Origin of the sequence: Mesorhizobium sp. NZP2234, assembly GCF_013170765.1 — a bacterium.
Taxonomy (GTDB): domain Bacteria; phylum Pseudomonadota; class Alphaproteobacteria; order Rhizobiales; family Rhizobiaceae; genus Mesorhizobium; species Mesorhizobium loti_D.
In genome coordinates this window covers 5,866,294-5,888,699 of the sequence record NZ_CP033364.1, presented here as the reverse complement: position 1 = coordinate 5,888,699, position 22,406 = coordinate 5,866,294, and the positions used below count along the sequence as shown (strand labels likewise).

The following is a 22,406-nucleotide window of genomic DNA, read 5'->3' as shown; positions in this document are numbered from 1 at the left end:
CAGTCTGGTCGTCCGAATGGAAAAATTGTTCGTCGCGGCTGCGCCGAAGGGCCGATCGTTTCTTTCCCGGCAATTCGAAGTCGATGAGACTTGCGCGCATTGATGGCGGCCATGGTCGCGCAAACGTGCCTGCATGTTCAATCGGCTGGGTTTTCCGAAGCGGTGATTTCAAACAACGCCCGGAAGGCACTGGGAAAGGAGCCCGATATGCCAAGAATAGTGCCCGTGCTTGATTTGAGCCGTCTTGAGCAAGGCGCGTCCGAGCGCCGGACATTTCTGGCGGACTTGCGCTCCGCTTCGCGTGACATCGGCTTTTTCTACTTGGCCGGACACGGCATCTCCTGGGCGGAGATCAGCGAGGTACTCACCGCGTCGCGTCACTTCTTTGCCTTGCCGGAAGCCGACAAGCTTGCAATCGAGATGGTCAAATCCTCGCAGTTCCGCGGCTATACGCGCGCAGGCGGCGAACTGACCAGGGGCAAGCAGGACTGGCGCGAGCAACTCGACATCGGCGTCGAACGTCAGACGATCGCGCAAGGGCCGGGAATTCCGGCCTGGACGCGGCTGCAGGGGCCGAACCAGTGGCCCGCGGCGCTGCCGGATCTCAAGCCGGCGCTGCTTGCCTGGCAGAGCAAGGTGACGGCCGTGGCGATCCGGTTGCTCAAAGCCTTCGCGCTGTCGCTCGATCAGCCCGAGGACGCCTTCGACCCGATCTATCGCGGGGAACCCAATCACCGCATGAAGATCGTGCGCTACCCCGGCCGCGATGCAACTGGCGGCGACCAGGGCGTGGGCGCGCACAAGGATGGCGGTTTCCTGACGCTGCTGCTCCAGGATGACAACAAGGGACTCCAGGTCGACTATGACGGCAGCTGGGTCGATGTCGATCCCATTCCCGGCACGCTCGTCGTCAACATCGGCGAATTGCTCGAACTGGCCTCCAATGGCTATTTGCGCGCGACCGTGCATCGGGTCGTGACGCCACCCGCCGGCGTCGAGCGCATTTCCGTGCCGTTCTTCTTCAGCGCGAGGCTCGATGCGACGATACCGCTGCTTGGCCTTTCCGAGGAACTGGCGGCGCAGGCGCGTGGACCGGCCAGCGATCCGGACAATCCGCTGTTTCGCGATGTCGGGACCAATGTGCTGAAAAGCCGGCTGCGCTCGCATCCCGACGTCGCGCGGCGCCATTATGCGGATCTGCTTGAAGGGGAAAGCCGGGTTGGTTGAGCGCCCTGCCGAAGAAGGAATAGAATTTTCGCAATTCTGGCCAATCTTTAGAAAATCGTCCGTCGTATCTGTCCGAGAATCGGTACAAAAGAGAAAAATCCGTTCGGTGTTTTCCTCCCATTTCGCCGAGCGGTGTTCCCCTCTGAAGGTTATGACCTTCTTTTTGGCCGGGCCGTTTTCGCGCCCGGCCATTTTTCTGGAGCAATTCCAGGTGCCTCGGCGTTGCCGCCGCCGCGCTGATCCGGCAAGCTTCACCCCCGTTCATTCGCCAGTCACCGACCGCGATCCGTGCAAGGAAGGAGAGGTCTCATGACATCCAATGTCGCCGTCATCGCCGGTGCGGGTTCCGGCTTGAGCGCCTCGCTGGCGCGCCTCCTCGCCAAGGAAGGGTTCAGCGTCGTTCTGGCCGCCCGCAACATCGAGAAACTCGGCGCATTGCAGGCTGAGACAGGCGCGCAGGCCATGGCAACGGATGTCTCCGACCCCGCTTCGGTGGAGCGTCTGTTCGATGTCGCCGACAAGGCCGGTCCGCTCTCGCTGGTGGTTTTCAACGCCAGCGGACGCGCTCGCGGGCCGATAGCCGAGCTTGATCCCGAGGCGGTCCGGCAGGCTTTGCTGGTTGGGGCCTATGGCGGGTTCCTGGTCGGCCAGCAGGCGGCGCACCGGCTCGTCGCCCAAGGGGCTGGCTCGATCTTCTTCACCGGTGCGACGGCAAGCGTGAAGGGGTTCGCCGGGTCCGCTGGTTTTGCGATGCCCAAATTCGGCTTGCGCGGGCTGGCCCAGTCCATGGCTCGTGAGCTGGCGCCGAAGAACATCCACGTCGCGCATTTCATCATCGACGGCGCCATCGCCTCGGTTTCGTCCGGGCAGGAGCCCGGTCCGCCGGATCGCCGACTGTCTCCGGGCGCCATCGCCGAAGCCTATCTCTCCATCCATCGCCAGCACCGCAGCGCCTGGACCTGGGAAATGGAGCTGAGGCCCTGGGTTGAGACCTTCTGATGGGGCGCGGGAGTGCGACTTTGGTGCAACCTGTGGGCACGGTTGGCAGGAGTCGACATTGCGGGAGGATATCACTATATAGCGGCGGCCTCGCTGGCTCGCGCCTTGAGGGCGAACGTCAAAAGGCGGCTGTAGCGACAGCCATTGAGATTAAGAAACGGACTGAAAGCCGTAAAAGGTAGAAGCAATTGCTCGGCGCGGGCCAGATCCCGCCAACGGTACAGTCCTTCAGAATCAGAAAATGTTCTTCACCCCTCGATTTCCTTCGGCTCTGTGGACCCTGGACGGCATTGACTTGCCGGCTGGCCGCGACTCGGCTGGAATGGGAAGATGCATCCTTTGCGGGATGCCGACGTTTATGATTACCAACCGGCTTTGCCGCCAGGGAACAGCAGTATGAGTGAACACGCCATCGAGTTCTTGCGGGGATGGATCGGCGAAAAGGTCCATTGCCAGTCCCAGGCCAGGATCGACAAGCAGGCCGAGACATTGGCCAGGGAATGCGCCGCCAAGGCGGCCGAGGTCGGCATCCCGCTGGAGGACATCCAGGAAGAAGTCGGCGATATCCAGGAGCTCATTGCTTCCCGGCTCGAGGAAGCGGCCGAGGCCGACGAGCACCAGCAGGCCTCCAGCAAGGCCGCGGAATAGATTTTAACGGCCATTCTGTCTGAATGCGCGGGCCCGTCGGCCCGCGTTGTCGTCTCAGCCGAACTTTTCTTTCAACCCGAACTTTTCTTTCAACCAGGTCTTCGGCAGTGCCGGCACGAAATTGCCGTCGCGCCCGCTCATGTCGTCATTGGCGACGAGGGCGTTGAGGATCGATTCCTCGACCGCCTGGATCACGGCATCGAAGAACGGGTCAATGTCCGTATCGGGAATGAAATCGGCATTGGCGATCCGGCCGGACGGCGCCAGTGCCGCGGCAGGATTGGCCGTCGTGAAGGCGAGAAAAATATCGCCCGAGCTGTGATAGCCGAAGCCGCCGGTCATGGCGACGCCGAGCGGCACACGGCGGGCCAGTCGCTTCATCTGGTGCGGCAGGAATGGCGCATCGGTGGCGACAACGGCGATGATCGAACCCTTTTCGGCGCGGGGCGTGCCTTCGCGGATCGCCGGTTCCGTGAGTTCCGGCCCGGCACGCAGGCCGCGAAGGGTAAAATTGCGCCGCTTGCCGAAATTCGACTGCACGAAGGCGCCGACCGTGTAGGAATGTCCCTGCCATCCAACGACGCGCGACGCCGTGCCCGCCCCGGCCTTGAAGCCGAAGGTGATCATGCCTGTGCCGCCGCCGACGCTGCCTTCCTCGACCGGCCCGCTGGTTGCGCCGTCAAGGGCTTCGGTCACGTGCTCAAAGCTCAGATGGTTACCGTTTATGTCGTTGAGAAACCCGTCATAGGTTTCCGCCGCCACCGGCAGGCCCCAGCCGCTGTCGAGCGCGGCCGGCAGCACTTGGTGCATCCAGCGCAGCGTGCCGTCGCGCGAAACGCCGCAGGAGTGCGTGTTGGTGATGGTGATCGGGAAGTTGAAGGCACCGGTTTCCTCGACGATGTGCGAGCCGGTCAACTCGCCATTGCCATTCTGGCTGAAGATACCGGCGAAGACCGGCGTGGCCAGATCGACGCGTGGCCTGGGCAGGATCGCGGTGACGCCGGTGCGCACTGGCCCCTTGCCGACGACGAGCGCACCTTCCCCGGAAATCAATGTCGCATGGCCGACAGCGACGCCGGACACGTCGGTGATTGCGTTGAACGGCCCGGGCGTACCGTCGAAGCCTATGCCGAAGCTCCGTGCGCGCGGCTTGCCGCCGGGCGTGGCCAGATGGTGCGGATTTCCGGTCGTGGTCAGAACAGCGATCCCTGGTTGCCGGGTTCCTTGGCCTTGGCCGCTGGCTTGGCAGCCGGCTTCGGCCGCGCCGCACCACTGGTTGCCACCGCATCCGCCGTGCCGTCGGCGAACTCCAGCGAAAGCGCCATCCCCGATGTTACGTCGGCGGCCTGCTTGATGACCGCGCCGTCGGCGTCCTTCACCAGCGCGAAGCCACGCGCCAGCACGGCCTTGTGCGACAGCGTGGTCAGCAGGCGCTCTGCCTGGCTCAACTGGCCGCGCAGCCGCTCGAGCCGCAGCGAGATGACGCGATCCTGCCGCCTTGCGAGCGCCGCCAGTGCATCGGTCTGCTGCTTCTGCCTTCGTGCGATCGGTGCCGGCGACAGCCGCGTCGCGGAGCGCGCAAAGCGCGCGCGTCGCTCGCGCACGATGGCGAAGAACGCCGCCTGAGCGCGGGCGAGGTCACGGCCGGTGAGCGTGCGGGCCTCGTTGATGCGCCGCGACAGCGTGGCCGGCGTCAGCCTCTGGCCCTGGAGCCGCGCCCGCTTGCGATCGACGCTGACGGACAGGCCGCGGCCGAGCCTCGATGTCGCCTCATCGAGGCGCCGGCGCGGCAGCGCCAGCAATTGATCGGGCGAGGGCAGTGCGCGCGCCGCCGCACGCGCGGCCTGCCGCTTGCGTTCGAAATTGCGTGAGACGGCCGCCTTGAGCCGCGCGCCAAGGCTGGCAAGCGTCGCTTCGAGGTCGGCCTTCACGGGCACTGCGATTTCGGCCGCGCCCGTTGGTGTCGGCGCCCGCACATCCGCGACGAGGTCGATCAGTGTCCAGTCGGTTTCATGGCCGACCGCCGAGATCACCGGAATTCCGGAGGCGGCAACGGCGCGGGCGAGCGCTTCGTCGTTGAACCCCCACAGATCCTCCAGGCTGCCGCCGCCGCGCGCGACGATCAAGAGATCGGGGCGCTGGATCGGGCTATCCCAGGCCAGTGCATTGAAGCCGGCGACGGCATTGGTCACTTCCACGCCTGACGTCTCGCCCTGCACGCGCACCGGCCAGACGAGCACATGCAGCGGAAAGCGGTCCTTGATGCGATGGATGATGTCGCGGATGACGGACCCGGTCGGCGAGGTGACGACGCCGATGATAAGAGGCATGAAGGGCAGCCGGCGCTTGCGTGCGGCATCGAAAAGCCCCTCGGCCTGCAGCCGGCGCTTGCGTTCCTCCAGCAGCGCCATCAGCGCCCCGGCGCCGGCCGGCTCCAGATTGTCGATGACAATCTGGTAGTTGGACTTGCCGGGATAGGTGGTGAGCTTGCCGGTGGCGATCACCTCCATCCCTTCCTCGGGACGGAATTTCAGCCGGCTCATCGTGCCTTTCCACACCACGGCGTCGAGCCGGGCGCGGTCGTCCTTCAGCGCGAAATAGGCATGGCCGGAGGAGTGCGGGCCCCGATAGCCGGAGATTTCGCCGCGCACCCGCACATTGCCAAAGACGTCCTCGACCGTGCGCTTCAGCGCGCCGGAGATCTCGCTCACCGTGTATTCGGTGGCGTTGGTGCGTGATTCGGATGCTGCTTCGCTCATCGGCCGATTGGGGGCTGGTTGGCGCCTCACGTCAAGGCGCGCGTATCCGGCCACGCGCTCAAGGCGCCTCGATTCTTCCCTACCAGCCGGGCAGGATCTGGTTCGGTCTCGTCCGCTTCATCTTGGCAAAGGCGAGTGCGGCGAAGTCGAATGTTCCCGTCTCCTCGCCAAGCGGCACCGAGATGTTGTCCAGGCTCTCCGAGATGTGGCGGGCAAGCGCATCGACGATCTCCGGCCGCGAGGTCTGGCCGCGCATGATGCCGATGCGGCAGTCGGGCAGGGCGCCGAAACCGTCGGCCTCGCCCAGCACCCGCATGCCGGGCCTGAGCGCGCATTCCGGCAGCACCGAGATCGCCAGGCCCGAAAGCACGGCGGCGGTGATGACGGTCGCCGAGAAACTGGTGAACAGGATGCGATAGTCGCGGTTCTGCTGGTCCAGCACATCGACGGCGGCGCGCCGCCAGATGCAGTTCGGCCGGCCGAAGGCCATTGGCAGTGTTACCTGTTCATGTGTCGCATGGTTGGCCGAGGTGACCCAAAGCAGCGGTTCGCGCCGCACCACCTCCGACTGGCCGCGCACATCGTTGTGCGTCACCAGCGCCAGGTCGAGATTGCCGCGCTTGATATGTTCGACCAGTCCCGGTGTGGGCTCGCAGATGACAGTCAGTTCGACACGCGGATTGGAGCGCGTGAAGCGCGCCATGATCTCAGGCAGGAAACGGTCGGCATAATCGTCCGGCGTGCCGATGCGGATCGTGCCCTCGAGTCGCTGGTCGTCGAAGGCGGCCAGCGTTTCGCGGTTGAGGTAGAGCAACCGCCTTGCGTAGGAGAGCAGCTTGTCGCCTTCCTCCGTCAGCCTGTTGCTGCGCCCCTCCTTCTCGAACAGCGGCTTGCCGATCCGCTCTTCCAGCCGGCGCATCTGCATCGATACCGCCGACTGGGTGCGGTGCACCTCTTCGGCTGCCCGCGTGAAGCTGCCGGTATCGGCGATTGAGATGAAGGTTTGCAACTGATCGAGATCGAGCGGCGCTTTCATCGGTCTAATCCATCATTGATGTTGATGCTAAAGATTAGAAACATTCGTTGGATTAATCAATCGGCCGATGGCAAGTTGGTATCGTCCACATGAAGCCAACGCATGTCGCCCAAAAGTGGACACCGGTTTTGGGACAACGACATGCATCTTTAAAAATGAATCGAAGCCGGAACGGCCGCTGTCGCCAGCGCCGATCGCTTGGCTTTGTCCGCTCGACTCCGAAGGAGACTGCTGTGACCACGATCGATTTCGCCACCGAGACCTCGCGCATCACCTCGCGTCCGGCTGTTGCGATGCGCGTGGCCAACACCGTCTTCAATTTCTACCGCGCCTGGAAAAACCGCCGCGCCTTCTATCGCCTTGGCGAGATGTCGGACGCCGAGCTCGCCGATATCGGCCTGACGCGCGCCGACCTGCATGTCGCCATCGACGTGCCGTTTGGCCGCGACCCGACGGCGATGCTGCGTGAAATCGCCAGCGATCGCGTGGAGACGATCGAGGATCTTGCCCGCAAGGTGGCCTGATCGGTTGAGTTTCGGCCGCGTTGAACCTTTTCAGGGCTCAGCGCGACCAAAGGTTCTGCAGGCTTCCCACTCCCTGCCGGTTCCCCGCCGGCCTGCCTGCACGCTGCCCGGTCCTCCCAAGGACCGGGCTTTTCTTTTTCCGGCGTGTTCGGAAATGGTTGCCGCCTTGGCGCCTACCTGCGATCCATATCGCGCTTGAACTGATCGAAGATCGTTTCCACGCCCTTCTGATAGTCGTCGCGCTGCTGGGCGCCGGTCTCGAACATCTTGCCGAACAAATCGTCGAACGGGTTCCTCGGCCTGCCGCCCGGGTTGGCCTGCGGTTGCGGCGCCTGGCGCGGCTGCGGTGCCTGAGGCTGAGGCGCCGGCTGCCCGCCGCCCAATCCTCCCCCGCCGCCCTGCCGCAGCATTTCCTCGAAGATCTTTCCCAGCGGATTGTCACCATACGGGCTCTGCGTCTGCTGGGGCTGCGGTCGGGCTTGCGGCTGCGGCGCGCCGCCACCAAACATGTCCTGCAGCACCTTGCCGAGCGGATTGTCACCATAAGGGTTGGGCGCTTGCTGCGGCTGGTTTTGCGGTTGTGGCGTGCCGCCGCCGAACATGTCCTGCAAGACCTTGCCGAACGGGTTGTCCATCGGGTTCTGGGGCGGCGGAGCCTGACGTTGTTGTGGTGCCGGGGCCTGCATGCCGCCTTGCCGCATCATCTGCTCGATGATCTCGCCGAGCGGATTGTTGCCGCCGCCGAAACCTCCCGCGGACTGCATCTGATTTGTCGTCTGCTTGAACAGGCCGCCCATCACCATCGAGGCGATCGCGGGCAGCATCTGCTGCAGCACCTGCTGGCTGACGCCGCTCGCTTGCGCCGCCTGGCTGGCCACGGCGCGTGACAGGTCCTTGGACCCGAACAGATGTCCGAGGATGCCGTTGCCTTCATCGACGCCTTGCGGCGAGAACGCCCGGGTCGCGTCTTCGAAATATTTGGCGTGCTGGCCGCTTGCCATCGCCGTCATGAAGGCGCCGAGACCGTAGGGATCGGCGGTGTTGCGTTGCAACCCCTGCGAAAAGGCCGGCAGCAGTGCTGCGACCGCCGCCTGTGTCTGTTGCATCGAAAGCCCATATTGTTGGGCAAGCGCCTGCATGCCGTTGCCGTTCTGGGCCTGGGTCAGCATGTCGAACAAGGTAGGCATCGGCTTCTCCTCGTGAATTCCTCGGAAGAGAGCCTAATTCGTTTCAACACTCGATTGAAGCAGCTTCTGCCGCTCCTCAACGCGCGCGGTTAATAGGCGTATTCCATGAACACCGGCTCGATCGAGCCGCCCCAGCGCGTGTGATAGGCCGAAAGCATCTCCTCGGCGCTGGTCGTGCCGCGCGCAACCACTTCGTCCAAAGTGTTGAGGAACGAGGTCTCGTCGTAGCCGTCACGGTTCTTCTTGGCGCGGTTCTTCAGCCCCGTGCGCGAGATTGCCAGCACATCGCGCGCCATCTCGCGCAGTGTGGCGTTGCGGAAGGGCGCGGAAATGCCCAGCTCCGGCACCGCGTTTCGCATGGCCAGCACTTCCTTGTAGGTCCAGCTCGAGGTCAACGCCTCGGCCGCGTCGAGCGCCGCCTCGTCATAGAGCAGGCCGACCCAGAAGGCCGGCAGCGCGCAGATGCGCCGCCACGGGCCGCCATCGGCGCCGCGCATTTCGAGGAAACGCTTCAGCCTGACGTCGGGGAACAGCGTCGACAGGTGGTTCGCCCAGTCGCCCATCGTCGGCAGCCCGTCCGGCACTTCGTTGCGCGCGGCGCGGGCCATGAACTGGCGGAAGGTGATGTGCGTCATGTCGTGATAACGGCCGTCGCGGATGACGAAATACATCGGCACGTCGAGCGCCCATTCGACATAGTCGGCGAAACCGAACTCGGGCGAGAAGCAGAATTCGAGCAGGCCGGAGCGCTGGTTGTCGGTGTCGCGCCAGATGTCGCCGCGCCAGCTCTGCAGGCCGTTCGGCCGGCTCTCGGTGAAGGGCGAGTTGGCGAACAGCGCCGTCGACAGCGGCTGCAGCTTCAGCGAGACCTGCATCTTGCGGCGCATGTCGACTTCGCTCTCGAAGTCGAGGTTAACCTGGATGGTACAGGTGCGGTACATCATGTCGAGGCCCTTGGTGCCGACCTTGGGCATGTAGCGCGTCATGATCTCATAGCGCGATTTCGGCATTTTCGGCGTGTCGGCCAGCGACCATTTCGGGCTGCCGCCGAGGCCGAGGAAGCGGATGCCCATCGGTTCGGCGATCTCGCGCACCTGCGCCAGATGCGCATTGCCCTCGCGGCAGGTCTGATGGATGGTCTCCAGCGGCGCGCCGGAAAGCTCGAACTGGCCGCCGGGCTCGAGCGAGATCGCGCCCTGGCCCGTCGGCTCGACCAGGCCGATGATGCGGCCGTCATCGATGATCGGGTCCCAGCCCAGCTTTTCCTGCATGCCTTCGAGGATGGCGCGGATGCCGCGCTCGCCGCCATAGGGCACGGGCGCGTTGCCATCGACATAGAAGGGGAATTTCTCGTGCTCGGTACCGATGCGCCATTTGTCGCGCGGCTTGTTGCCTTCGGCCAGATGCTCGACGAGTTCGTCGACACCTTCGATCGGCCGGAAATCGGTTGTGTCGCGCGCCATGATCAAGCCCTCCGCACATGACCCCAGAAATCGATCTTCGATTTTCGGAAAGGATCATGGGCCAAATGAAAATGCTACAGCGTCCTTTGCGCGTCCGAAAGGACGCGCGGCACTGTAGAGCGGCCAGTGGAGCCGCCGGCGGTAAATGGACGAAATGTCAGTAGCCGATCAAGCGAAAAATCCTGAGCCACAGGTCAAGAGGAATTGAAGGCCACGATCCGCCCTGCCTCTTGCAAGACATGACATCCTACCAGTCTCCGACAGTTGCCTGCATCACCGCAAGTGCCGCCACGGCCGCCGTGTCGGCGCGCAGGATGCGCGGTCCGAGCGGAATGGCGGTGACGAAGGGCAGGGCGCGCAGCATCTTGCGCTCGTCATCGGAAAAGCCGCCCTCGGGTCCGACCAGCAGCGCAAGCTTCTTCTCCTTCACCTGCTGCAGGGCAGGCAGCGGATTGTTGGTCGAGGCGTCCTCGTCGCAGAAGACCAGCCGCCTTTCCTTGTCCCAGCCGGTCAGCAGGCGTTCGAACTTTTCCGCCTCGCGAACCTCCGGCACCGCCAGGATACCGCATTGCTCGGCGGCCTCGACGACGTTGGCGCGCAGCCGATCGATGGACGGCTTGGCGACTTGCGTATGCTGGGTGATGACCGGCTGCAGGATGCCCGCACCCATCTCGACCGCCTTCTGCACGAGATAGTCGAGGCGGCCCTGCTTCAGCGGCGCGAAACAGTAGATGAGGTCGGGCAGTGGCGGCTGCGGCCGCTGCAATGCCAGCACCCTCAGTCTGACCGCCTTCTTCGACTTCGCCGCGATGGCCGCCGACCACTCGCCATCGCGGCCATTGAAGACCAGGATCTCGGCGCCTTCGCCAAGCCGCAGCACATGCATCAGATAATGGCTTTGCTGCTGGCCGGCGTCGAATTCGGCATCCGCTCCGAGGTCGTCGGGCACAAACAGGCGTTGCATCTTGTAATTGGCGCGCATCGCCGAGGAATGAGCGAGCCGGCCGCCTGCGTCAAGCCTCGGCCGATGCATGCCACACCGGCCGAAAGCCATGCCGCAGGACATTGAGCGTCGTCGCTGGAGTGAGCAGCAAAAGCGTCTTTTCGCCGAGTGAGCCGAAATCAGCGGGCGGGCCGTAACCGGGGAACGACCAGCGCAGTGCCTTGCCGCCGCGCAAGGCATAGGCTGAACCGCCATCCGCAACCATGGCGCCGTCCGGCAGGCCGCCAAGGTCTTCAACGGCAACCACAGGCGGCTCGCCCCCCGAGGCCAGCCGCTCCTGGTGCAGCAGCTTGTCGACCTGCGGGGCGCGCGGCTCGGCAATGTCGAAGGCTTCGCCGAAGCGCTGGACAAACTCCCTGGCCCGTTCGCGCTGGCAGAAAAAGCAGGGGCGGTGTCCCGCCGCCAAGGCCGTAACCTCGTCGAGGAAGAAAAGCTCGGTCCAGCCGGCCTTGCCGCCGGGCCTGTTGCGGCCCATCGGCTCGCGCCGCACATTGCGGAATCGGCACACGCAGACGATCCAGGCCTGAAGCGCCCAGCGTTTCTTCAAGAGCGTCCTGGTTTCGGGATCATGGATGATGCCGCGATTGCCGGTGAACAGGCCGCGCTCGGGCACGGCGTGGATGGCGCCGAACGGATCGACCCGGTTCTGCAGTGGCATAGTTCTCTCCTGGGATACGCATCTTGGCTGCTATGCGGGCGGCATGATATCGCTCGTCGCATCATTTTCATGTCAGCAGGGTTTTGCGATGCGGGTGCTGGTGGTCCAGAACTACGACAATACCGGCCTCGGCCAGGTTGGTGCCGCACTCGCGGAAGCGGGTGCCGATCTCGATGTGCGCCTCCCTTACAAGGGCGATCCGCTGCCGCGGGATGCGGCCGGGCACGATGCCATGGTGGTGCTCGGCGGCGGCCAGAATGCGTTGGCCGACGATGAATATCCCTATTTCCCGGCCTTGCTCGAACTGACCCGCGATTTTGCCGGCAAGGACCGCGCCGTGCTCGGCATCTGCCTTGGCAGCCAACTCGTCGCCCGCGCCTTTGGGGGTGAGAATCGCATCGGCGCCGCCAACGAATTCGGCTGGCGCGGCGTGTCGCTGACGCGGGATGCCAAGGCCGATCCGGTGCTGGCTGAACTGCCGGAAGAATTCCCGATCTTCCAGTGGCACGACGACACATTCGAACTGCCGCAAAACGCCGTACGGCTCGCCGGCAACGATGTCGCCGAAAACCAGGCGTTTCGTGTCGGCCGCGCCGTCTATGGCTTCCAGTTCCATTTCGAGGCCGATCGGCCGATGGTGAAGAACTGGAGCACCTCCTTCGCCCCCACCATTGCCGCGCGCCATCCCGACTGGGCCGGCAAGCTCGATGGCGAAATGGCCCGCAACGGACCCGACGCCGATGCCGCCGGGCTGGCCATTGCCCGCGCCTGGGTGGCGACCATCTGAGACACTCACTCGCCAGAGCGAATTTCGAAACAGCCTCTGAGCGTCCATCGCTGCCACGTGACATAATTGGCACGCGGCCGTGAAACCGGCTGGGGAAAACCTCTTTCCTTCTTGGCTTGTGTCCGCCCGCCATTCTAGAAGGCGCGCGCTCTGCATCTGAAGTGCAACCGCGATGAACCTTTTGTGTGACCCGTGCGACACACCCTCGATACAGAACGCGCCTAGAAGCGCGAAATCGTCGAAACTTTGAAGCGAATTCTCCGTTTCAACGCATTGGTAACCGCCTGGTGCACAGATGCAGAAAGCTCAACAAGAGATGACCTCCGTGAAAGCAGCGCTTCTGTCCTTTGCCATGTTGTCCGCCATCGTGCTTTGCGGTCTCGGCATCTATGCCGCCGATGCCGCCAACAACCACAACGCCGTCGACGGCTACGGCGTTACCGCTTCGCTTCGCTAAAGCCGGCTCGCTGGCGACGCTTCCCGCGGCGCGGCTCAAGCTTCTTTTATTGTCATTTCCAGGATGCGTTTGTCCGCTCCGTCGACGACGAGCGCGGTAAGCATGCCTGATTGCCAGGCAAGCGTGTCGACATTGACGCGGTTGGCCATCACTTCGGCCTCGGGGACCGGGGTGTGGCCATGCACCACGATCTTCGGAAACAGGCCGGTGTGATCATGGAAAATGTCGCGGATCCAGATCAGGTCCTGCGGGCTCTGCTTGTCCAGCGCAATGCCCGGCCTGATGCCGGCATGGCAGAAGAAGAAGTCGCCTGATGTCACCGAGAACGGCAGCGACCGCAGGAAATCGACATGGCTTTGCGGCACGGCTTCGAGCAAGGCCTGATGTCCGCGTCTCATCGTCTCCGTCTTGCCGAACCAGCTGGCGTCCGGGGTGAGGGAGACTCCGTAGGACAGCGCCGTCTGGACGCCGCCATAGCGCATGAAGAGCCCTTCCGGTTCAGGGTTTCCCAGAAAATCGAGAAAGCCGATGTCGTGGTTGCCGGCCAGCATCAGGTTGCGCGGATCGCGTTCTCGGGCTTCGATCAGAAAATCGATGACGCCCTTGGAATCTGGCCCGCGGTCGACATAGTCGCCGAGATGGATCACCCGCCAATCGCGAACCGGTTTCCATTCCAGCTCGCTCGCGATCCGCTGGTGCATGGCGGCCAGCAGGTCAAGCCGGCCATGCACGTCGCCGATCGCGTAAAGGCGCACATCCTCTGGCCCATGCGCGTCGAGAAAATGGATGCCGGGTTCCGCCAACGCCTCGTGGTCTCCGTGGTCAGGCTGTCACCGGGCCCTAGCGCCGGAGCTGGTCCTTGCCCATGTCGGTGACCAGACGCTTTCCGCACAGCGCCAGCGTGATGTCCATCTCCTTGCGGATGATTTCCAACGCTTTGGTAACCCCTTCCTTGCCGAGCGCGCCCAGGCCGTAAAGGAATGGCCGGCCGATATAGGTGCCCTTGGCGCCGAGGCAGAGCGCCTTCAACACGTCCTGGCCGGAGCGGATGCCGCCATCCATGTGCACTTCTATTCTGTCGCCGACCGTGTCCGCGATCTCTTCCAGCGCCATGATCGATGACGACGCGCCGTCGAGCTGGCGCCCGCCATGGTTGGAAACCACGATCGCGTCGGCGCCGGTCTTGGCCGCCATCAGTGCATCCTCCTTGTCGAGGATGCCCTTCAGGATCAGCTTGCCACCCCAGCGTTCCTTGATCCAGGCGACATCCTTCCACGACAGCTGCGGATCGAACTGCTCCGTCGTCCAGGATGACAGCGAAGAGACGTCACCGACACCTTTGGCGTGGCCGACGATGTTGCGGAAGGTGCGGCGCTTGGTGCCGGCTATGCCCAGGCACCAGCGCGGTTTGCTGGCCAGGTCGATGATGTTGGCCAGCGTCATCTTGGGCGGCGCCGAAAGCCCGTTGCGGACATCCTTGTGTCGCTGGCCGAGGATCTGCAGGTCGAGCGTCAGCACCAGGGCCGAGCACTTTGCCGCCTTCGCCCGGTCGATCAGGTCGAGCACGAAATCCTTGTCGCGCAGCACATAGAGCTGGAACCAGAACGGTTTCTTCGTTACCGAGGCGACATCCTCGATCGAGCAGATGCTCATCGTCGACAGGGTGAAGGGCACGCCGAATTCCTCGGCCGCCCGCGCCGCCAGCATCTCGCCGTCGGCGTGCTGCATGCCGGTCATGCCGGTTGGCGCCAGCGCCACGGGCATCGACACTTTCTCCCCGATCATGGTCGATTCCAGCGAGCGGTTGCTCATGTCGACCAGGACGCGCTGGCGGAACTTGATCTTCTGGAAGTCTTCTTCGTTGGCCCGATAGGTGCTCTCGGTCCAGGCGCCGGAATCTGCATAGTCGAAGAACATCTTGGGCACGCGCCGGCGGGCGAGATCCTTGAGGTCTGCGATGGTGAGAATGTCGCTCATGATGGTCCCCGCTTGATCGAAATGACTAGGAGCGTCTGCGTGCTGGTTCGCTATCGCCGGCTTCCGAACGCTGCCGCAGCCTCAGCCGCGACACCCGTTGCCAGTCGCCGCTGCGCTCGGCCTCGGCCATGGACCGCTCGACATAAATCATGTGGTCCATCGCCGCCTGCCGGGCCGCCGTGGGATCGCCGGCCTTTACAGCGGCATGGATTGCCTTGTGCTGCGCAAGCAGCGCCTCGCGCGCGCCGGGCACGCTGAACACCAGCAGCCGGTTCTGGAACACGCCTTCCGACAGCAGCCGATAGCAGGAGCGCAGCGTGTGCAGGAGCAGTATATTGTGCGCGCATTCGCAGATTGCTTGATGAAACTCGACGTCGATTTCAGCCTCGTCGTCGAAATCGCCGGTGCGGTGCGCCTCGTCCATGCGCGCCATGATGCGGTCGAGCAGCGCAAGGTCCTCCGGGGTGGCGCGCCGCGCCGCATATTCGGCGGCGATGCCCTCGATCTCGCGGCGGTATTCCAGATAATCGGTCACCGCCTTGCGATGCATCGAGATCAGGTCGGCCACCGGCTTGGTGAACAGCTGGCCGATAATGTCGGCGACATGCGTGCCGCCGCCGGCCTTGGTCGTCAGCAGCCCGCGCCCTTCGAGGGCCTTCAGGGCATCGCGCAGGATCGGCCGCGACACGTCGAACTGGCGTGCCAGCTCGCGCTCGCCGGGCAGGCGATCGCCCGTGCGCAGCACCCCTTCGAGGATGAGGCTCTCGATTTGCTGCACGACCTCGTCGGCGGTGCGCGAATGCTCAATCCTGGAAAAAATGTCGCTCAACGGAATGCCTGGACGGTGAACCGGTGTCGCATAGGATAAAGCCTGCGTCGCCAACTGGTCAAATTATTTATCCAATTGGTCGAAGCGCGTCGGTTTCACCGCTCGGCGCTCTGTGATCTTCGGCTAAACTTGCTGTTTGCGTCGTCAGGCGATTGGCCCTAGAGGGACGCGAACGCAAGAGGGTTCAGAGAAACCCGGGGGACAAGCCGTGTCAGACGACCCGTCCAATCTCGAGTTCCAGCCACGAGCCAAGGGCAGCGTCATGGGTTTTCCCGCGCATGAGGGCCGGCCCGGCGCACTCGGCGAGGTCCACGCCCGGCCGCATCCGCTCATTGAAAAGCCGCGCGTCCTCGTGCAACTCGCCTTCATGACGGAGGGCGGCTCCGGCGTCGACCACGCCGTGCTTTCCGAACTGTCGCGGCGCCTCGGCATTGCCGCGCCCGATCGCCAGGCCCGCCACCATGCGATGAAGTGGGGCAAGGGCTCGCTGCGCTGGGAGCGGCATACGGAATTCTCGACCTATCTGTGGGAAGGACCGCTTTCTGAAAATGGCAGGACCCAGGAGGATTCGCCCTTCGGCAACGGCTTTTCGCCGCCGGGAACCGTCATCTCGGGCATCCGGCTCGAAATCCGCAAATGGACGCAAGTCAGCGAGCGGCTGATCGCGGCTTTCGACCCGACCAGCCTGTGCTACTCGCTGGTCGAGCGCGGCAACGCGGCAATCGTCACCGATTTTCGCCAGGATGGCGACGGCATGACCCGTATATTGGTGCTTGATCGCGGGCTGACGCCGGCCCGTACCGGGGCGCTGTCGCAGCGGCTGATCGACATCGAGACCTACCGCACGCTGGCCATGCTCGGGTTGCCGCTGGCCCTGACCCTGTCGGGCCGCGCCCGCCGCATCGAGGACAGGCTGGCTCAGACCACGCTGGAAATGAAGGTCGCCGAGACCCGCGACAGCCAGACGTTGCTGGCGGACCTGACCGAACTCGCCGCAGAACTGGAGGCGGACGCCGCGTCGAGCCTCTACCGTTTCGGCGCCAGCCGCGCCTATGACGGCATCGTCGTCGAGCGGCTGGAAGCGCTCGAGGAAGGGGCCGTGCCGGGCTACGACACCTGGGGTGGGTTCCTGCAGCGCCGCGTTGCGCCAGCAATGCGCACCTGCCGTTCGGTCGAGGAGCGCCAGGCCAATCTGTCACGAAAGCTGACCCGTGCCACGACGCTGCTGCGCACCTGGGTCGATGTCGAGGTCGAAAAGCAGAACCGCGACCTGCTCGCCTCGATGAACAACCGCGCCCGCCTGCAACTGCGCCTGCAGCAGACCGTTGAAGGCCTGTCGGTCGCCGCCGTCTCCTATTACGTCGTCGGCCTCATCGGCTATGTCGCCAAGGGCGCCTCGATCTTCGGCCACGCCTTCGCGCCGGAGGTCGTCACCGCCGCTTCGGTGCCGGTGGCCATCCTGCTGGTCTGGTGGGGCGTGCGCCGCGTGCGCCGGATGCATTCCGAGCCGTCGAAGCACCCAGGCGAGTAGCGGCTGCCTCACTCTCCCCCTTGTGGAAGGGTCGGCTCATGGTCGTAGCGAAGCGAAGATCGCGAGCCGGGGAGATGCTTCATGAAACGCCGCGCTGACCCCCAGCCCGCTCGCTAGGTTCGCGACCCCGCCACAAGGAGGGGGAAACAGCGGCAGATTGCCGCTACGGAAGCTTCTCACGCGCCTTGCACGAGTGTCTTCACGCCGCGGCATTTGCAACCGGCTCGCTTAACTGGTAAAAGATATTGACCAGTAAAGCGAATGGGGCTGCTGATGTCCGGCCTGGCCATGCCGAAACCAGACGACGCCACGATGCGCCGGCGCGACGAGATTGTCGCGGATATGCGCATCATCGTGCCGGGCGAGGGCGTCGTTGACGCGACCAATCAAATGCGCGCCTTCGAGAGCGATGGCCTGACCGCCTATCGGCAATTGCCGCTGGTCGTCGTGCTGCCCGAAACGGTGGCGCAGGTCTCCCGCGTGCTGAAATACTGCAACGACCGCAACATCCGCGTCGTGCCGCGCGGTTCGGGCACCTCGCTGTCCGGCGGCGCGCTGCCGCTGGAAGACGCGGTCCTGCTGGTCATGAGCCGCTTCAACCGCATCCTTGCCATTGACTATCCCAACCGCACCGTTGTCGCCCAGCCGGGCGTCACCAATCTCGGCATCACCATTGCCGTCGAGCAGGAGGGTTTTTATTACGCCCCCGATCCATCCTCCCAGATCGCCTGCTCGATCGGCGGCAACGTCGCGGAGAATTCCGGCGGCGTGCATTGCCTGAAATACGGCCTTACCGCCAACAATGTGCTCGGCATTGAGATGGTGCTGATGAATGGCGAGGTGGTGCGGCTGGGCGGCAGCCATCTCGACGCCGAAGGTTACGACCTGCTTGGCGTCATGACGGGTTCGGAAGGCCTGCTTGGCGTCGTCACCGAGGTCACGGTCCGCATCCTCAAGCGGCCGGAGACAGCGCGCGCGCTGTTGATCGGTTTCCCCACCAGCGAGCAGGGCGGCCAGTGCGTTGCCGACATCATCGGCGCCGGTATCATTCCGGGTGGCATGGAAATGATGGATCGGCCAGCGATCCATGCGGCGGAGGATTTCGTCCATGCCGGCTACCCCCTGGATGTCGAGGCGTTGCTGATCGTAGAACTCGATGGGCCGGCCGTCGAGGTCGATCATCTCATCACCGAGGTCGAGGCTATCGCCATCCGCAATGGTTCGACCACCTGTCGCATCTCGCAATCCGAGCAGGAGCGGCTGACTTTCTGGGCTGGGCGCAAGGCGGCTTTCCCCGCCGTTGGCCGCATTTCGCCCGACTACTACTGCATGGACGGCACCATCCCGCGCAAGGAGTTGCCGCGCGTGCTGGCCGGCATGCGCGAGCTGTCGGAAAAATACGGGCTTGGCGTCGCCAACGTCTTCCATGCCGGCGACGGCAATCTGCATCCGCTGATCCTTTACGATGCCAATGTGCCCGGTGAACTCGACAAGGCCGAAAGCTTTGGCGCCGATATCTTGCGTCTCTGTGTCAAGGTCGGCGGCGTGCTCACCGGCGAGCATGGGGTGGGGGTCGAGAAGCGCGACCTGATGCCGGAAATGTTCAACCAGGCCGATCTCGACCAGCAGATGCGCGTCAAATGCGCCTTCGATCCCAACCATCTGCTCAACCCGGGAAAAGTCTTCCCGCAACTGCGCCGCTGCGTGGAGCTGGGGCGCATGCATGTGCATCGGGGACAGGTGGCGTTCCCGGATATTCCGAGGTTCTGAGGATGGCCTATCAGAACGGGGGTTCCTCGCCCCGCAATGCGGGGGCGAGGAACCAGGGACGGCCATGACCACCTTCACCCCGACCACGTCAGAAGAAGTCCTGTCCTCCGTTACCTCAGCGGTGGTGGAAGAGACGCCGATCGAAATCCTTGGTCACGGCTCCAAGCGCGGCATCGGCCGTCCGCTGCAGACGGAGCACACGCTTGACCTGTCGAAACTCACCGGTGTCACGCTTTACGAACCCGCAGACCTGGTGCTGTCGGCAAAGGCCGGCACGTCGCTGGCCGAAATCGAGAAGCTGCTGGCCGAAAACGGCCAGCAGCTGGCCTTCGAGCCCATGGATTACGGCCCGCTGCTCGGCGGCGAGCCGGGCAAAGGCACGATCGGCGGCGTGCTGGCCGCGAACCTGTCCGGGCCGCGCCGGCTGAAGGCGGGGGCGGCGCGCGATCATATCCTCGGCATCAACGTCGTCTCCGGCCGGGGCGAGGCCTTCAAGTCCGGCGGGCGCGTGGTCAAGAATGTCACTGGCTATGACATGTCGAAGCTGATGGCCAACAGCTGGGGCACGTTGGCCGTGTTCACCGACGTTACCTTCAAGGTGCTGCCGGCTGCCGAAACCGAGGTGACGCTCGCCGTGCGTGGCCTGCTTGACGATGCCGCGGCAAGCGCCATGGCCTTGGCGCTTGGCTCCAGCGCGGAAGTGTCGAGTGCCGCCCATCTGCCCGAGCGGATCGCCGCGCGCGTCGCGGGAGGCACGCTCGGCAGTGAAGCCGCCACCTTGCTTCGGGTCGAAGGTTTTGGCCCGTCCGTCGCCTATCGCGTCGCCGCGCTGAAGACGCTGCTCGGCAAGGCCGGGCCGCTGGAGGAGATTTCGGGCGAGGCTTCCCGGCTGATCTGGCAAGATGTGCGCGATATCAGGCCCTTCGCCGACGGCAGCGAGAAACCGGTCTGGCGGGTCTCGATGACACCTACCCAAGGTCACCAGATGGTCCTGACACTGCGCATGCAGGCCGCCGTCAGCGCCTTCTACGACTGGCAGGGCGGACTGGTGTGGTTGCGCATGGAACAGGGCGACCCGGAAGCCGCTCTGCTGCGTGGACTGTTGCGCAAACATGGCGGCGGCCATGCGACGCTGGTGCGCGCCGCTCCCGCTCATCGCGCCGCCCTGCCGGTATTCGAGCCGCAGGCGCCAGCACTGGCCGCGCTCAGCCAACGGCTGAAGCAGGAGTTCGATCCGAGGAACCTCCTCAATCCCGGCCGCATGGCCTAGGAAATCAGCGATGCAGACCAATTTTTCACTTGCCCAGCTTGCCGATCCGCATGTCGCGGAATCGGAGAAGATACTGCGCAAATGCGTGCATTGCGGCTTCTGCACCGCCACTTGCCCGACCTATGTGACGCTGGGCAACGAGCTCGATTCACCGCGCGGGCGCATCTACCTGATCAAGGACATGCTGGAGAACGGCCGCCCAGCCGACAAGGAGATCGTCACCCATATCGACCGCTGCCTGTCGTGCCTGGCCTGCATGACCACCTGTCCGTCGGGCGTCAACTACATGCACCTGGTCGACCATGCGCGCGCTCACATCCAGGAAACCTACAAGCGGCCGCTGCTCGACCGCCTGACCCGCGCCATGCTGGCCTTCGTTCTGCCCTATCCCACGCGCTTTCGCGCCGCGCTCAGACTGGCGAAACTGGGAAGGCCTTTCATTGGTCTGTTCGAGACAATCCCGGCGCTGAAGCCATTTGGAGCGATGCTCAAGCTCGCGCCGATATCGATCCCGGCGGCTTCGCCGACGGCCACGCCGGGCATCCATGCCGGACAGGGGGCAAAAAAGGGTCGCGTCGCCATCCTCACCGGCTGCGCGCAATCGGTGCTCGATCCGGCAATCAACGACACGACGATTTCGCTGCTCACGCGCCTCGGCGTCGAGGTGGTGGTGCCGCCGGGCGAGGGCTGCTGCGGCGCGCTGGTCCACCATATGGGGCGCGAACAGGCAGCCCTTGCCTCGGCGAGGCGGAATGTCGATGCCTGGACGCGTGCCATCGACCAGGGCGGGCTCGATGCCATCATCATAACAGCATCCGGCTGCGGCACGACGATCAAGGACTACGGCTTCATGCTGCGCCTTGATCCGGCCTATGCCGACAAGGCCGCGCGTGTGTCGGCGCTGGCCAAGGATATCACCGAATATCTGGCCGGTCTCGACCTGCCCGAGCCGGTGCGCAAGCCGGGCACTGTCGTCGCCTATCACTCGGCCTGCTCCATGCAGCACGGCCAGAAGATCGTCCGCCAGCCGAAGGATCTGCTGGCCAGGGCCGGCTTCATCGTGCGCGAGCCGCGCGAGGGCCATCTGTGCTGCGGCTCGGCCGGCACCTACAACATCCTGCAATCCGAGATTTCGGCCAAGCTGCGCGACCGCAAGGTGAAAAACATCGAGGCGACGGGAGCTTCCATCGTCGCCACCGGCAACATCGGCTGCATCACGCAAATTGCCTCCGTCGCCAGGATGCCGGTGGTGCACACGGTAAAACTGCTCGATTGGGCCTATGGCGGGCCAAAGCCGGACGGCGTTCTGGACGGGAGCCCGATCGCCGCCGAGTAGGGGTCGGCGCTTATTCCGCCGCGAGCTTGTCCGCCGTGCCGTAGGTCGCCTCGTACCGCGCGCGCTGCCGGCTGAGCGCCACCATCGTGTTGCGCAGCAGGATCGCGACCGTGATCGGACCGACGCCGCCCGGCACCGGCGTGATCCAGGAGGCGACTTCACGCACGCTTTCGGTGTCGACGTCGCCGACGATGCGGCTCATCCCATCCGGTCCGACCTCGGAATTGATGCCGATATCGATGACGGCCGCACCTGGCTTCACCATGTCGGCCTTGATCAGCCGGGGTTTGCCCACCGCGACGAACAGCGCGTCGGCACGGCGCGCATGTGCGGCGACCGACCGCGTCATGTGATGGCAGACCGTGACCGTCGCGCCTTCGCTCATCAGCAGGAACGCGATTGGCTTGCCCACGATTTCCGAATGGCCGACGATGACGACTTCCAGCCCCTTGAGGTCGAGGCCGGTTTCCTTGAGCAGTTCGACCGAGGCCGCCGCCGTGCAGGGCGCCAGATCGAGCTGGTTGTAGACGATGTTGCCGATCGAGGCCGGATGCATGCCCTCGACGTCCTTCAGCGGATGCACCGCCGCCTGCAGCGTCTTGATCGGGATATGGGCGGGCACCGGCCGTTGGATGATGATGCCGGTGACGCGTGGATCCGCGTTCAGGCCGTGGATGGCGGCTTCGAGTTCACCCGCGGTGATGGTGGCGGGAAAACGCCGTTCCTCGAAATCGATGCCGGCGAGCTGAGCCTTGGCGCGCTGGTTGCGCACATAGACGTCAACCGCGTCGGTATCGCCGACGGTGATCGAGATCAGCTTGGGCGGAAAACCCTCGGCTTTGGCGATTGCCGCATCCTCGCGCACGGCGGCGATGATGCGCTGGGCAACCGGGCCGCCCTTGAGGTAGCGGCTGTCATCGGACAGGGACATGGATGAACTCTTTC

At 64.4% G+C, this 22,406-nt stretch carries 21 protein-coding genes; 10 read left to right on the top strand and 11 right to left on the bottom strand.

The genetic code is table 11. The annotated features are described in order from the left end of the window. The first annotated feature begins 207 nt into the window (after positions 1-207). The 3 genes from EB230_RS28640 (at position 208) to EB230_RS28630 (ending at position 2,874) form a co-directional block, all read left to right on the top strand. A complete protein-coding gene (locus EB230_RS28640) occupies positions 208-1,227 on the top strand; it encodes an isopenicillin N synthase family oxygenase (RefSeq protein ID WP_056565826.1) in 1,020 nt (339 codons plus the stop codon). A gap of 309 nt (positions 1,228-1,536) precedes the next feature. Then, positions 1,537-2,226, top strand: a complete 690-nt coding sequence (locus tag EB230_RS28635; RefSeq protein ID WP_172374390.1) for an SDR family NAD(P)-dependent oxidoreductase — start codon at positions 1,537-1,539, stop codon at positions 2,224-2,226. Between the two features lie 396 nt (positions 2,227-2,622). Further along, the gene (locus EB230_RS28630) at positions 2,623-2,874 is read left to right on the top strand and encodes a DUF768 domain-containing protein (protein WP_056565310.1); all 252 of its coding nucleotides are present in this window, start codon (positions 2,623-2,625) and stop codon (positions 2,872-2,874) included. Positions 2,875-2,928: 54 nt separating this feature from the next. Here EB230_RS28630 and EB230_RS28625 read toward each other — a convergent pair whose 3' ends face one another. The 3 genes from EB230_RS28625 to EB230_RS28615 form a co-directional block, all read right to left on the bottom strand. Then, positions 2,929-4,071 carry a P1 family peptidase gene (locus tag EB230_RS28625; protein WP_056565306.1) on the bottom strand — a complete coding sequence of 381 codons (1,143 nt, stop codon included), beginning with the start codon at positions 4,069-4,071 and terminating at the stop codon, positions 2,929-2,931. Continuing rightward, positions 4,068-5,633 carry an exodeoxyribonuclease VII large subunit gene (gene xseA / locus EB230_RS28620; RefSeq protein ID WP_172374389.1) on the bottom strand — a complete coding sequence of 522 codons (1,566 nt, stop codon included), beginning with the start codon at positions 5,631-5,633 and terminating at the stop codon, positions 4,068-4,070. The genes EB230_RS28625 and xseA overlap by 4 nt, the downstream gene beginning before the upstream one ends. A gap of 79 nt (positions 5,634-5,712) precedes the next feature. After that, a complete protein-coding gene (locus EB230_RS28615; RefSeq protein WP_056565299.1) occupies positions 5,713-6,669 on the bottom strand; it encodes a LysR substrate-binding domain-containing protein in 957 nt (318 codons plus the stop codon). Between the two features lie 233 nt (positions 6,670-6,902). Between EB230_RS28615 and EB230_RS28610 the strand changes: the two genes are divergently transcribed. Further along, positions 6,903-7,193: a DUF1127 domain-containing protein gene (locus EB230_RS28610; protein WP_056565295.1), complete on the top strand. Its 291-nt coding sequence runs from the start codon at positions 6,903-6,905 to the stop codon at positions 7,191-7,193. A gap of 173 nt (positions 7,194-7,366) precedes the next feature. Here EB230_RS28610 and EB230_RS28605 read toward each other — a convergent pair whose 3' ends face one another. From EB230_RS28605 to EB230_RS28590, 4 genes are all read right to left on the bottom strand, one after another. Next, a complete protein-coding gene (locus EB230_RS28605) occupies positions 7,367-8,380 on the bottom strand; it encodes a DUF937 domain-containing protein (protein WP_172374388.1) in 1,014 nt (337 codons plus the stop codon). 89 nt (positions 8,381-8,469) lie between these two features. Beyond that, positions 8,470-9,843, bottom strand: coding sequence for a glutamate--cysteine ligase (locus EB230_RS28600; RefSeq protein ID WP_172374387.1), 1,374 nt, complete (start codon positions 9,841-9,843; stop codon positions 8,470-8,472). A 247-nt stretch (positions 9,844-10,090) separates the two neighbouring features. Beyond that, positions 10,091-10,825 carry a 16S rRNA (uracil(1498)-N(3))-methyltransferase gene (locus tag EB230_RS28595; protein ID WP_056565820.1) on the bottom strand — a complete coding sequence of 245 codons (735 nt, stop codon included), beginning with the start codon at positions 10,823-10,825 and terminating at the stop codon, positions 10,091-10,093. A 31-nt stretch (positions 10,826-10,856) separates the two neighbouring features. Continuing rightward, positions 10,857-11,504: a hypothetical protein gene (locus EB230_RS28590; RefSeq protein WP_056565288.1), complete on the bottom strand. Its 648-nt coding sequence runs from the start codon at positions 11,502-11,504 to the stop codon at positions 10,857-10,859. A gap of 88 nt (positions 11,505-11,592) precedes the next feature. Between EB230_RS28590 and EB230_RS28585 the strand changes: the two genes are divergently transcribed. After that, positions 11,593-12,291, top strand: coding sequence for a type 1 glutamine amidotransferase (locus EB230_RS28585; RefSeq protein ID WP_056565285.1), 699 nt, complete (start codon positions 11,593-11,595; stop codon positions 12,289-12,291). A 325-nt stretch (positions 12,292-12,616) separates the two neighbouring features. After that, positions 12,617-12,748: a hypothetical protein gene (locus EB230_RS33030; protein ID WP_013893872.1), complete on the top strand. Its 132-nt coding sequence runs from the start codon at positions 12,617-12,619 to the stop codon at positions 12,746-12,748. Positions 12,749-12,783: 35 nt separating this feature from the next. On the opposite strand, the gene EB230_RS28580 is transcribed toward EB230_RS33030, so the two are convergent. The 3 genes from EB230_RS28580 to EB230_RS28570 are packed head-to-tail and all read right to left on the bottom strand — an operon-like array spanning position 12,784 to position 15,554. Then, a complete protein-coding gene (locus EB230_RS28580) occupies positions 12,784-13,551 on the bottom strand; it encodes a metallophosphoesterase family protein (protein WP_056565283.1) in 768 nt (255 codons plus the stop codon). Between the two features lie 37 nt (positions 13,552-13,588). After that, on the bottom strand, positions 13,589-14,725 hold the full coding sequence (locus tag EB230_RS28575; protein ID WP_056565280.1) for an alpha-hydroxy acid oxidase: 1,137 nt from the start codon (positions 14,723-14,725) through the stop codon (positions 13,589-13,591). Positions 14,726-14,750: 25 nt separating this feature from the next. After that, positions 14,751-15,554 carry an FCD domain-containing protein gene (locus EB230_RS28570; RefSeq protein ID WP_056565276.1) on the bottom strand — a complete coding sequence of 268 codons (804 nt, stop codon included), beginning with the start codon at positions 15,552-15,554 and terminating at the stop codon, positions 14,751-14,753. 208 nt (positions 15,555-15,762) lie between these two features. Between EB230_RS28570 and EB230_RS28565 the strand changes: the two genes are divergently transcribed. The 4 genes from EB230_RS28565 (at position 15,763) to glcF (ending at position 21,461) form a co-directional block, all read left to right on the top strand. Then, positions 15,763-17,085, top strand: a complete 1,323-nt coding sequence (locus tag EB230_RS28565) for a DUF3422 family protein (protein ID WP_172374386.1) — start codon at positions 15,763-15,765, stop codon at positions 17,083-17,085. Between the two features lie 273 nt (positions 17,086-17,358). Then, positions 17,359-18,855, top strand: a complete 1,497-nt coding sequence (locus tag EB230_RS28560; protein WP_056565817.1) for an FAD-linked oxidase C-terminal domain-containing protein — start codon at positions 17,359-17,361, stop codon at positions 18,853-18,855. A 64-nt stretch (positions 18,856-18,919) separates the two neighbouring features. Further along, positions 18,920-20,125: an FAD-binding protein gene (locus EB230_RS28555; RefSeq protein WP_172374385.1), complete on the top strand. Its 1,206-nt coding sequence runs from the start codon at positions 18,920-18,922 to the stop codon at positions 20,123-20,125. 10 nt (positions 20,126-20,135) lie between these two features. Next, positions 20,136-21,461 carry a glycolate oxidase subunit GlcF gene (gene glcF / locus EB230_RS28550; RefSeq protein ID WP_172374384.1) on the top strand — a complete coding sequence of 442 codons (1,326 nt, stop codon included), beginning with the start codon at positions 20,136-20,138 and terminating at the stop codon, positions 21,459-21,461. A 10-nt stretch (positions 21,462-21,471) separates the two neighbouring features. Here the strand turns inward: glcF and EB230_RS28545 are convergent, their stop codons facing one another. Further along, a complete protein-coding gene (locus tag EB230_RS28545; RefSeq protein ID WP_172374383.1) occupies positions 21,472-22,392 on the bottom strand; it encodes a bifunctional 5,10-methylenetetrahydrofolate dehydrogenase/5,10-methenyltetrahydrofolate cyclohydrolase in 921 nt (306 codons plus the stop codon). Positions 22,393-22,406: the final 14 nt, after the last annotated feature.